Genomic DNA, 11482 nt, shown 5'->3' with positions numbered 1-11482 from the left:
GGCTGCTAGTGAATGAAATTTTGCCATTCATTTTCTTGATTAGACTCATGACGACGACAAGTCCAAGTCCAGTACCGTGTTGTTTGGTCGTGTAGAAAGGCTTGCCCAGGGAGTTCAACTGCTTGCTGGTCATACCAACACCCGTGTCTGTGATCGAGATCTGAACGGCACTAGGATGTTTACAAGTACGTAATGAGAGCTTCCCACCATTTGGCATGGATTCAATGGCGTTCTTAATTAGATTCAGTAAACATTGGCGAAGCTTTTGAGATTCTCCAAGAATATAAAGAGGTGTTTCACATTCATGTGAAATATCAATCGCAATCTGAAAATCAAGTGCATAAGGGGTAATAAATCGTATGGTATGTTCCAGTTCTTCTTTGATATCAAGCTGTTCTTTCATGTCTACGGAGGGCTTCGCATAGTTTAGGAAATCAGTCAATAAAGTGATGGCTTGGTCTACGCCTGATAGCGCATGGTCAACATAACGCCTGCGATCCAGTGGAGTCAGATCCGATCTTGCCAGTAATTGCAGAAACCCCCGAGTAGACGTTAGAGGATTTCGGATTTCATGTGAAACTGTAGCCGATAACTCGGCTAGCATGCGATTTTTTTCAAGATGAGTGATATGCCTTCTCTGTAGTTCATATTTGTTAATAAAAAAAAGTAATGAAATCATAATCCATAGCGAGATAAAAGCGAGGGCTAAAACCAAGCCAGTGTACAAGGAAAATGGGGCTATGACATAAGGAGCAAGTGGTGCATACAATAGTTCATATATGATGAAGATTCCAGTTGCATACATGAGTTTCACCATCAAATTACCGCTAGTTACGCGATTTCGAACTAGAATTCCTAGCATCAGTAAGAATGTACTGCTTAATAGCGCTGGCTCCCAATAATAGTTCAAGACGAGCATACATCCGATATTGAATATGATCCATGTCATGATTGAAGGCGCAATACCAACGCATAATGTCACAAAAAGCAAGCAGACAGGGACTAATTGTAAGGAGTAGATTAACGGATCAATATCCGCAAAGTTCCAATAAAGAAGGATGAAGCTTCCTAGAACCAATGRGAAGAAGATATTCAAATGCTTTTCTTTATGTATGAAATGAGGTGCAAGAATAAGGTGGAGCAGAGCAGCGCTCATGATGTAGAAAAGGTTTTGTAGTTCATTGGCAATAATGAAATGAAGCAATCCTATGCATCCTTTCCATATTTCGACAATCTGGGAATTATTTCTACATTATCTCATAAATGTGGTTTGAATCAATAGAAATGCCCGATTTGGAATGCTAAAGATTTCATAAAGACTTATAGTCAATGCAGGTTAAACCGCTGTATAATAAAGAAAACATAGTTTGCAAACGTTTACAGTTTTGGAGGATTTGAAGCCGAGGAGAGATGTGAATGCGGTTGTGCTCACAGGTGTGCGGTGTTGTGTTTAATCCGATTGAAGACGATTATGTAGACGTTTGTGAAGATTGTGAAGCATGGGAGAATGACATAGACGTAGACAGGGAATCGTTTAGTTTTTATTTGGGAAAATGCGGTCTAATCATTGATTATTTGCTTTAAATGGCTGATTTAAAAAAAGGTTGATTACCAGCCATTTCTTGTTACAATAATAGTAGATTTATTATTCACACTATTCACTCTATATGCAGTTCATTTTTGAAAGGAGACCAAGCATGGTAACTTTACCTAAATTGAACGATCTCGGATTTTTCGAGATAAGGCTGGAATCCATCGGCGGTCTAGGTGCGAATCTGGCAGGTAAGATGCTGGCTGAAGCAGGAGTCGTTGGCGTTGGTTTGAACGGTGTCAGTTTCTCATCCTATGGGTCTGAGAAGAAAGGATCGGCAGTAAAAGCACATATTCGATTTTGTGACATGGATACGAAGATTCGGGATACATCACCCGTTGAACGACCGCATGTTGTTGGTGTTTTTCATGAGTCTCTTTCCAAAACTGTAAACGTTATCAGTGGCATCTATGAGGATAGTACCGTGTTAGTAAATTCAACGAAAACACCTGATGAATTGAAGGAGAAGATGAAGCTCAGGGGGGGGACGATTGCCGTCATTGACGCAATTGGTATCTCGCTCGAGGAAAAGAATCGTGTAAATATGGCCATGCTGGGTGCTATGTTCCGCTTGTGTGATTTTCTGGATCCAGATGTCATGCGAGGTGTGATTAGAAAGTCTTTAGAGAAGAAATACCCGCTTGCAGTTGCACCAGCATTACGTACATTCGATCGTGGATATAACGAGGTCGTTTTCCAAACGTATTCGCTTCCAGAAGGGGAATCTATGCCGGATTTTGTAAGGTATGATACACCAGTTCTGGGCTTTGCTACCCAACCAATCGGGGGTGTCGTGACGAACCCGGGTAACAGTATACTCAAAGATTTAAGTATTTCCCGTGCGGGGATGATGCCGCATTTTCATGAAGATTCCTGTATACACTGCGCTTCATGTGATAATGTGTGTCCTGACTTTTGTTTTGTATGGGATGAGCTCCCTGATAAAAAAGGCCGTCCCCAAATGTTCCTGCAGGGCATAGACTATCAATATTGTAAAGGTTGCCTTAAATGTGTACAAGCTTGTCCAACCGATGCGCTCTCTAGTGAGCGTGAAGAGGATGGTTATGCTGATCTAAATCGCATGCCTCATCGATTCAATCTAGCTATAAACTCTTAGAGAGTATTTATGGGAGAAGGGTGGAACTACACGCATGGCCATTGATATCAAGCAGGAATTTGGGGTAGCGAAAGTCGAACAGCGCATCGTGTATGAATCAGGAAATGAGATGGCTGCCTATGCAGCGCATCAAATTAATTATCATGTCATGGGATACTTTCCAATCTCACCATCCACGGAAGTGGCTCAGTTTCTAGATCTCATGAAGTCTAATGGACAGCATGACATTGTATTAATTCCTGCCGACGGTGAACATGGTTCAGCAGGTATATGTTATGGCGCATCAACTGCTGGCGGCCGCGTATTTAACGCGACAAGCGCCAACGGTTATTTGTACATGTTGGAACAAATGCCGGTACAATCCGGAACCCGTTTTCCAATGGTTATGAACTTGGTTTGCCGTTCTGTTTCGGGGCCGCTGAATATTCATGGCGACCATTCCGATCTTTACTATGCTTTGAATACGGGTTGGCCGATTGTCATGTGTCGAGATCCGCAAGCCGTGTATGATATGAACATTATGGCGCTGAAATTAGCAGAGGATCCTGAGGTGCGTTTGCCGGTTATGGTCGCATCCGATGGTTATTTCACCTCTCACCAAAAGCGCAGAGTGCAAACCTTCGCACATCGGGCTGATGTGCAGGCATTCGTAGGTGAGAAGCCACAGGGCTTCCCAGATACATTGGATCGTAATAATCCGATCACCGTTGGACCCTATATGAATGAGCCGGATTACATTAATAATTGTTATCAACAGTCGATGGCGATGTATAACGCCGAAGGTGTCTATGACCGTATTCGGCAGGAATATGCCGAATTGACGGGTCGTGACTATCCGATTCTAGAGCTATATCGGATGGAGGACGCGGAAGTCGCGGTATTCCTGATGAATTCGGCTTCCGAAATCATCAAGGACGTCGTCGACCAGCTCCGCGAGAAGGGCATTAAAGCCGGTTCGATCGCACCGAACCTGATCCGTCCTTTCCCAGCGAAGCAGATCGCAGAAGCGCTGAAGAATGTGAAAGCGATCACCGTAGGAGATCGCGCGGATTCCTATGGCGGACATGGCGGCAACATGGTCAATGAAATTAAAGCGGCGCTGTTCACGAACGGGAACAGAGAAACGCTTGTCATAAGCCGAATCTATGGCTTAGGTGGCAAAGACTTTTATGCCGAGGATGGGCATAATCTGTTCCAATTCGCCATTGATGCGATGGAAAGCGGCAAGGTAGATGTGCCTTTCGATTACTACGGCCATACGCCGGGGGATCCTTCGAAAGCACCGAAGCGGGTTTTGACACCAATGAAGTATGAGGATTTGAATACAGGTCTGATCACGGTCACACAGGACGAGAGCACGAGGAAGTTGAATGTACGCATTCCACCTCTTCGTTCCTTGACCAAAAAGCCAAAGCGGATTGCACCAGGTCATGGCGCTTGCCCTGGCTGCGGTATTTTCTCAGGACTCGAACTGTTCTTCAAAGGAATAGAGGGCGATATTGTCTCCATTTTCCATACTGGCTGTGCAATGGTTGTAACCACGGGTTATCCGTACTCAGCGCATAAAGCTACTTATATCCACAATCTGTTCCAGAATGGCGCAGCAACGCTGTCAGGTGTTGTAGAGATGTTCTGGGAGCGGAAGCGTCGCGGAGAACTTGATCATTTGGGATTAAAGGACGATTTCACTTTCGTCATGATTACAGGCGATGGCGGTATGGATATCGGAATGGGGCCTGCGATTGGGGCTGCTTTACGGAATCATAAAATGATTATTCTTGAGTACGATAATGAAGGATACATGAACACAGGTGCACAGTTGTCGTATTCAACGCCGATGGGTCATCGGACGTCGACTTCCAATGTCGGGAAACATCAAGGTGGTAAGGTGTTCCATCACAAGGATACGGCACAAATTATGGCAGCGACACATATTCCGTATGTATTTACCGGTTCTGAAGCGTATCCGCAAGATCTAGTCAAGAAAGCCGCGAAGGCGCAATGGTATGCGCAGCATGAGGGGTTGGTGTATGGCAAAATTCTCATTGCTTGCCCATTGAACTGGCTGTCGGATGACCAAGAGGGCTCCAACATCGTTGGTGCTGCGGTGGACTCGTGCTTCTTCCCACTTTATGAAGTGGAGCATGGGGTGACTTCGATCACCTATAATCCGGAGGATAAGAGTAAGAAGATTCCGTTATCTGATTGGTTGAAAACAATGGGGAAAACGAAACATCTTACGAAACCCGAATATGAAGGCTCACTGAAATCGTTCGAAACGGAAGTTGAACGCCGTTGGAATATGCTGAAAGCGAAGCATGAGAATGCGTATTTGTAAGTTGGCGTAACCGTTATCTAAGAAGCTTGCTTACAAACGGAGGCCCATTCCCCTCGTGGTGAATGGGCCTTCCTCATTAGGAGGAATGGAAGATGCCTTATGTGCTGCAGCAGAAAGAGTCCGAACAAATTTATACAACTACGCTGGTTAACTATTATGGTCTCGCCTACTATGGTGTGAAATTCTGGAATGAGCAAGAGGAAGCGAATGAGCACGCTATAGCCTTTTTAGAATCGCAAGCCGTTCAAGATCCAAGCAGTTGGCATGTGATTGAATTGGAAGAAAACGAGATGAAAATAGGGAACGTAAAACTCAAAAACTCTCCGCAATGGCGGCTGTTTTGGTCTTCTCTTACACGTAAAGCGGAAGCTCGGAAATTGGAAAATTAAACCTAGCCGTCAATAGGCTAATCGCCACGCATACGATCGCAATAATCGCTACCATTCACCTATATTCGCAGATTACCCCCTCAAACTATAATAAGGGTACGAATGAAAATTTTAACATCAAGAGGGTGGAGGGTACGACGATGAATAAGTTGACAATGGTTATCGCGGTATTGATGGTATCATTCATGGCTCTACTTCCCAAAGATACGCAAGCGGAAGAAGCTGTCGTGACGAAAGCTCAAATTGTAGCTGGTGTAAGCTTTCGAGATCAACCAAGTACGACGAGTAATGTCAAGCGTATGTTGAAAACCAATGAAATGGTCACGGTGACAGACTATACGACGACGAATTGGTTTCAAATTAAGGATGCGCAGGGGGTAAGCGGATACGTCTCAACAAACAGTAAATACATATCGATTGTGAGCAATGCACAAATCATTTATGGCGTTAATTTCCGTACGTTGCCGTCATCAGACGCAAGTTCAGGTTCGAAGGTAATTCGAATGCTGAGCAAAGGGGAAGAAGTTCTTGTCACAGATAAAGTGAATGATAGTTGGTATAAAGTCAAAGATGCTAGCGGTATCAGTGGCTATATGAGCGCTAGTTCCAAATACATAACAGCGGATTTCTCCGTTATCAAACCTAATATGCCAGTAGCGGATGAGATTGAAGCCGTGATTGACGCGGGAGAAGTCTACTTAGGGACTCCTTATGAATTTGGTTCCGAACGTAATGATCCCACTACATTCGACTGTTCTGATTTTGTGCAAACGATGTACTGGGATGCTCTCCGTCTTTCCTTGCCTAGTGATTCTGCTGCGCAAGGCAGCTACGTGAGATCCTTGGGTTCTATTGTGAAGGATTGGACGAAGTTAAAACGTGGGGATCTTTTATTTTTCAGCAGCTATAAAGGCTCCAAAGCTTCTGATTACGATGGTATTAATGTATTGACAGAGCCAATTACCCATGTTGGTTTATATTTAGGCAACGGCCAAATGCTACACACCTATTCCGTTGAATCCGGCGGCGTTCGTGTGGATACCATTGATGGCAAACAGTGGGAAAATCGATTTTTGTACGGTGGCCCTGTTTTAAAATAAGAAGATGGTTCGAACAGGCAAGGTTTGCCATATACTATAGAAGAGGCGGGTGCTGCCTTGAGCATCCGTCTTTTTCTTTAGTCTATGGAGAAAGGGAGAGCCTTATCTTTGAAACCTTCGGCGACAAACCAACCACTGGAATTTAGGAACAGGGCGGAAAGAGGACTTAACCTGGATACCGTGCACGAGCGTATTCTTCATTTCATGCGTCTTGACCCCGTGGCAACCTATAAATTCATTATAGGAACGGATTGTCAGGTACACACAGGTCATACGAAATTCATTACCGGCGTAGTGATCCAGCGGCTAGGGAAAGGAGCGTGGGCATGTTATCGTCAAGTCATCGTACCAAGAGCGCTTCACTCCATCAAAGAAAAGCTTTCGATGGAAACGACGTTAAGTGAAGAGATTGCGATGTATTTTGACGAAAACAAGCGATTAGATATGGAAAATATTATTCTTCCTCATCTGTATCAAGGTGCCACTTTCGATATGTTCATTCATATTGATGCGGGAGATGATGAGAATAGAAATCGGACGGCCAAGTTCGTCCAAGAAATGGTGAGACGGGTGGAATCTGTCGGTATGGTTCCGGTCATTAAACCCGATTGTTATGTTGCATCCGCCTATGCGAATCGCTTCTCCAAGAAACCATATCGACCCCTCTATGAAGATAATGAGGTGTTCGATGGCAGTTTATAAGCTGGGTTATGAACCGTTAGCTCGAATGGTCAAAGCGATCTTGGGAGCCTAACGGTTCAGTTTTTATGGCAAGGGCATGATGTGATTCTAATTAAAAAAAGGGTTTCCGAGTATGCTTAGCGAAGTATTGCTGAATGATGTTTGTAGCATTAGGGGGGACTCCATGAGCAAAACGTTTATTATCGAAGCGGTGATGTTAGCCGTGCATGGCCAGCTCATGCTGCCATCAAAACCTGTGACTTATTTGATACCTTATACGACCATTCAAGAATTATATGAACTGCATAGTAGCCCTGAACCTATTATGTTAGAGCAAGAAGATGATGGCTTCGTCAAACAAATGATCGGTGAACTCATCGCATTTTTCGAGGAATCTTTTAATAAGAAAAAAATAGAAAAGGCTTTGTCCATACCATGGGGAAAAAGCCCACCGTTACCAATAAATGAGCATGTGACCTTGAAAATTGTGTATGCGATAGATAATGAAGCCTATGGTGATCAATTTGATCCTATCGAAACGGAATTAATTTTGACCGCTTTGAAAGAACAAGCTGTATTATTAACGGATCAATTCGATTTTATTGAGCGATTAGTGGAATTTGCCATACCTGTTGAGGCTTTCGATGTAGAGGATTTTGAATTCGCGGTAGAAGGCGACAACCAAGTATAAGAAGAGGAGGTGGTTCAGGGTATTATGCGAGTTATTGAAAAAGAGGAACAATTAGCATTACTCCCGGCTAATTGGTTCGGGGCCCAAACATGGACGCTTCGTGTTGGTGCAGGCGGGATGAATAATACAACACGATTCGTTGAGGTAGAGGGTCGTACATATGTTCTACGACTATATGAGACACATCGTGACCGGAACAAAATTAAGTTTGAGCATAATGTATTGCTTCGTTTAGCTGAAATGAAGGAGGAGCTTCCTTTCGAAATCCCGATGCCACTAGAGCTACCAACTGGGGGAACCGTGGTAACGTTAGCGGATGACGATCAAGATGGGAAGCTTGCTGCTTTGTTTACTTTTACAGAAGGTCATAATCCAATTGAATTAAGTCTAAGCCAACTGCATGAGATGGGGAAAGCAGCAGGTCAATTATCTGCAACCTTAGCCAAGATCTCAATAGCAGATAAACCGGAGTACTCTCCTTACTATGAAATAGAACATATTCATCCTAGCTGCAAGCCAGATGCGATTCGAGCGTTCGCGCTGCAACCGCCAGAGCCTTTCATCGCACAGCAGGACGAACTTGCTTATATATTTAATCGTTATATGGCCTTGTACAGCGCAATACCAGCGATTCGTCAACTTCCCCATCAACTCGTTCATGGCGATATTAACGGTTCCAATATGCTGGTGGATGACGAGGGACATTTTGTAGCCATTCTCGATTTTGAATTTGTAACAATCGATGCGAGGGTTATGGAACTTGCTGTTTGTTTATCTGATCTAATTGATCCGATGCTTCCCGAGGATAGACTCAGAAGGAATAGCAAAGCGTTTTATGACGGTTACCGTCAATTTGTCCAATTATCACAAGAGGAAATCAGGATATTACCTTTGTTAATCGAGCTTCGTAGACTAGATGTGTTCATTCATTTCCTAGGACGATACTTGGATGGGGTAGATCCGCAAGGTGTGTTGGTCGATATTCTTGGCAATACCTATGAGAAAACGAAATGGCTCCAAGAGCACAATACTTTGTTGCGTTTCGATCTGAATTAATCACTAAAGCGTGCCATACTAACCTTAAGGTGAGTAAGACACGTTTTTTTCAGTTCTTTTTTTGTTGATAGGCTTGAACTATACTGGTACATAGGAAGCAGGATATTTGTGAAAACTTTAGTGAATACATAGGTTTCTTGCCTAATAATTAAGTTACTTAGAAATATGAAGGAGGACTATCATGGTCTATCAAGCAAGTTCAACACGCTATGCTGAAATGAAATATAATCGTACAGGGAAATCGGGACTCAAGCTTCCAGCTATTTCACTTGGCATGTGGCATAATTTCGGAGGGTTAGATTTACATGAGAACGGAAAAGCTATGCTGCTTCGTTCATTTGATTTGGGGATTACCCACTTTGACTTAGCGAACAACTACGGGCCGCCGCCAGGATCAGCAGAGGAATTGATGGGCCGTGTACTTAAAAGTGACCTCGGGGCTTATCGCGATGAAATCATCATCTCGACTAAATCGGGTTACCACATGTGGGAAGGTCCTTATGGTGAGTGGGGATCCAAGAAAAACATGGTGTCGAGCTTAGATCAAAGTTTGAAAAGAATGGGCCTAGATTATGTCGATATTTTCTACTCTCACCGTCCAGATCCGAACACGCCATTCGAAGAAACAATGGCGACTTTGGATTTAATCGTACGTCAAGGTAAGGCGCTCTATGTTGGACTTTCTAATTATACGGCTGAGCAAACCATAGAAGCTGCTTCCATTCTTAAAGGTTTAGGTACTCCGCTTCTTATTCACCAACCAGCTTACAGTATGATGAACCGCTGGATCGAGGATGGCTTACAAGATGTGCTGGATGATTTCGGTGTTGGAAGTATCGCGTTCTGCCCGCTTGCTCAAGGCTTGCTAACGAATAAATACGTGAACGGAATTCCTGCTGATTCGAGAGCTGGCGGCAAGAGCCAATTCTTGAAAGAAAAAGACATCACAGAAGAAAAGCTCAACCAAATCATTCAACTGAACGAATTGGCGAGCTCTCGTGGTCAAAGCTTAGCGCAGATGTCGCTGGCTTGGGTGCTGCGCGGCGAACGTGTTACGTCAGCTTTGATTGGTGCAAGCCGCGTATCACAAATTGAGGAGAATGTTGCCGCACTTAAAAATCTGGCGTTTGCTCCAGAGGAATTGGCAGCGATTGAAAAAATCTTGAAGTAGAAGCAAAGTTGAATAATAAAAAGCCAAACAAACCAAATTAAGACTCCGCGCGCTTATCAATCGCTTCAGACATCGTACGATCCGTGAGATGCGCATAGATTTGCGTGGTCTCAGGGGAAGCATGGCCAAGCTGCTCTTGCGTTTTGTACAAGTCGTTCTGTAGGTAGTAGTCGGTGGCGAACGAGTGTCGCAATTTATGTACAGATAAGTACGGCTTACCAAACCTTTTCGCATATTTGATCACAAGCTCTTGAATGGCTCGCTTCGTCATACGTTCGCCTTCTTTTTTGCCATTGGCCATGGCGATGAAGAGGGCTTTTTCTTTTTTTGCTGGCTTGTATCGGGAAGAGCGAATACTTAAGTAATCCGTGATGGCTTGAATGGCATCGAGCCGGAAGTAAACTGGCGTTTTGAACGTATCGTCATTTTTACCTTTTCGATACACATGGACAAGCTTCAATTTCATATCGATATCATCAACGTTTAGGTTGAACACCTCAGATACACGAAGTCCTGAATTGAGGATTAGCGTAACGATACAGGCATCTCTGACTTTATTTAACTCATACGCATATAGAGCTTGTTTATTCGTTGCTACATCGTGCTCATAGCCTTCCTTTACATAAGCAATGAACTCGGCAATTTCTTCTTCCTGCAGCAATTTGCCTTCGAGCTTCGCTGCACTGTCTTTGGCCTTGTGAGCACGTTTAATTTCCACTTTCGCCATCACATTTCGTTTCAGAAGCGGGTAGAAGTTATCATCTTCAGCAATTTGACTCAAATAATGAAATAAGGAGCGCAGCGCAGACAATTTGCGGTTAATTGTAGTTTTACCATTAGCTTTTGCTTTACGAGTTGCAAGGAACATGCGAAAATTATTAACACTGTCCATATGCAATCGCTCTAAGTCCTCAAGTGGAACTTGATTCATGACGGTTGCTGTGCTTAAACCTTCGGCAAGAAGCCAGGAGAGGAAAATTTCATAATCACGTACATATTCAAGAAGTGATGAAGGTGAAAGATCAGGGAGCTTATAATTAATAAATTTCTCAATATACCAAGGCATCGAAGGGACTCGTCGATCTAACTCATGGCGGTCTTTGACTTTAATAATATTCATACGGTTCACCTCATAAGCGTCTTGCTGTTAGTATACCAGTGGATTCCCTAAATTGGTAGGCATCCCAATCAAACTATTTGGCACCCTTAAACGTCTTAGCTACAACATGATTTAATTTTGATTAACCGCGCGGTAAAAGGAGCGTCATCAACGATATGACTAAGAATAGGAAGCTAGAAACCGAACTTATTACCTGTATAACGGAACATAAGGAGCATGTATATCGAC

Annotated in this window: 11 protein-coding genes; 9 read left to right on the top strand and 2 right to left on the bottom strand. The window is 43.6% G+C overall.

From position 1 onward, the window contains the following. Nucleotides 1-1204: ATP-binding protein (locus tag AB4114_RS34930; protein WP_441992547.1), on the bottom strand; the 1204-nt coding region annotated here is incomplete at its 3' end. A 212-nt stretch (nt 1205-1416) separates the two neighbouring features. Here AB4114_RS34930 and AB4114_RS34925 point away from each other — a divergent pair. The 9 genes from AB4114_RS34925 (at nt 1417) to mgrA (ending at nt 10134) form a co-directional block, all read left to right on the top strand. Further along, nucleotides 1417-1584, top strand: coding sequence for a hypothetical protein (locus tag AB4114_RS34925; protein WP_441992546.1), 168 nt, complete (start codon nt 1417-1419; stop codon nt 1582-1584). Between the two features lie 113 nt (nt 1585-1697). Next, nucleotides 1698-2708, top strand: a complete 1011-nt coding sequence (locus tag AB4114_RS34920; RefSeq protein WP_441992545.1) for a 2-oxoacid:acceptor oxidoreductase family protein — start codon at nt 1698-1700, stop codon at nt 2706-2708. 34 nt (nt 2709-2742) lie between these two features. Next, complete coding sequence (locus tag AB4114_RS34915) at nt 2743-5046, top strand: thiamine pyrophosphate-dependent enzyme (RefSeq protein WP_441992544.1); 2304 nt, start codon at nt 2743-2745, stop codon at nt 5044-5046. Nucleotides 5047-5138: 92 nt separating this feature from the next. Then, on the top strand, nt 5139-5435 hold the full coding sequence (locus tag AB4114_RS34910; protein ID WP_441992543.1) for a hypothetical protein: 297 nt from the start codon (nt 5139-5141) through the stop codon (nt 5433-5435). A gap of 140 nt (nt 5436-5575) precedes the next feature. Next, on the top strand, nt 5576-6535 hold the full coding sequence (locus AB4114_RS34905; protein ID WP_441992542.1) for a C40 family peptidase: 960 nt from the start codon (nt 5576-5578) through the stop codon (nt 6533-6535). Between the two features lie 108 nt (nt 6536-6643). Next, the gene (locus tag AB4114_RS34900; protein WP_441992541.1) at nt 6644-7237 is read left to right on the top strand and encodes a ribonuclease H-like YkuK family protein; all 594 of its coding nucleotides are present in this window, start codon (nt 6644-6646) and stop codon (nt 7235-7237) included. A gap of 163 nt (nt 7238-7400) precedes the next feature. Then, nucleotides 7401-7907, top strand: coding sequence for an ADP-heptose synthase (locus AB4114_RS34895; protein WP_171635912.1), 507 nt, complete (start codon nt 7401-7403; stop codon nt 7905-7907). A gap of 24 nt (nt 7908-7931) precedes the next feature. After that, nucleotides 7932-8963 carry a phosphotransferase gene (locus AB4114_RS34890; RefSeq protein WP_441992540.1) on the top strand — a complete coding sequence of 344 codons (1032 nt, stop codon included), beginning with the start codon at nt 7932-7934 and terminating at the stop codon, nt 8961-8963. Nucleotides 8964-9144: 181 nt separating this feature from the next. Then, nucleotides 9145-10134, top strand: coding sequence for an L-glyceraldehyde 3-phosphate reductase (gene mgrA, locus AB4114_RS34885; protein ID WP_441992539.1), 990 nt, complete (start codon nt 9145-9147; stop codon nt 10132-10134). 37 nt (nt 10135-10171) lie between these two features. Here mgrA and xerS read toward each other — a convergent pair whose 3' ends face one another. Continuing rightward, the gene (xerS, locus tag AB4114_RS34880) at nt 10172-11254 is read right to left on the bottom strand and encodes a tyrosine recombinase XerS (RefSeq protein ID WP_441992538.1); all 1083 of its coding nucleotides are present in this window, start codon (nt 11252-11254) and stop codon (nt 10172-10174) included. Nucleotides 11255-11482: the final 228 nt, after the last annotated feature.

The organism is Paenibacillus sp. 2RAB27 (assembly GCF_052115445.1).
GTDB lineage: Bacteria > Bacillota > Bacilli > Paenibacillales > NBRC-103111 > Paenibacillus_E.
Note: the sequence above shows the minus strand (reverse complement) of the source record. Positions and strands in the feature narration are given on the sequence as shown.

What these genes read in the sequence shown, in the direction of transcription:
- AB4114_RS34895 (WP_171635912.1), top strand. Translation starts at nt 7,401, where the DNA reads ATGAGCAAAACGTTTATTATCGAAGCGGTGATGTTAGCCGTGCATGGC.
- AB4114_RS34890 (WP_441992540.1), top strand. Translation starts at nt 7,932, where the DNA reads ATGCGAGTTATTGAAAAAGAGGAACAATTAGCATTACTCCCGGCTAAT.
- xerS (WP_441992538.1), bottom strand. Translation starts at nt 11,254, where the DNA reads ATGAATATTATTAAAGTCAAAGACCGCCATGAGTTAGATCGACGAGTC.
- AB4114_RS34920 (WP_441992545.1), top strand. Translation starts at nt 1,698, where the DNA reads ATGGTAACTTTACCTAAATTGAACGATCTCGGATTTTTCGAGATAAGG.
- AB4114_RS34905 (WP_441992542.1), top strand. Translation starts at nt 5,576, where the DNA reads ATGAATAAGTTGACAATGGTTATCGCGGTATTGATGGTATCATTCATG.
- mgrA (WP_441992539.1), top strand. Translation starts at nt 9,145, where the DNA reads ATGGTCTATCAAGCAAGTTCAACACGCTATGCTGAAATGAAATATAAT.
- AB4114_RS34925 (WP_441992546.1), top strand. Translation starts at nt 1,417, where the DNA reads ATGCGGTTGTGCTCACAGGTGTGCGGTGTTGTGTTTAATCCGATTGAA.
- AB4114_RS34910 (WP_441992543.1), top strand. Translation starts at nt 5,139, where the DNA reads ATGCCTTATGTGCTGCAGCAGAAAGAGTCCGAACAAATTTATACAACT.
- AB4114_RS34915 (WP_441992544.1), top strand. Translation starts at nt 2,743, where the DNA reads ATGGCCATTGATATCAAGCAGGAATTTGGGGTAGCGAAAGTCGAACAG.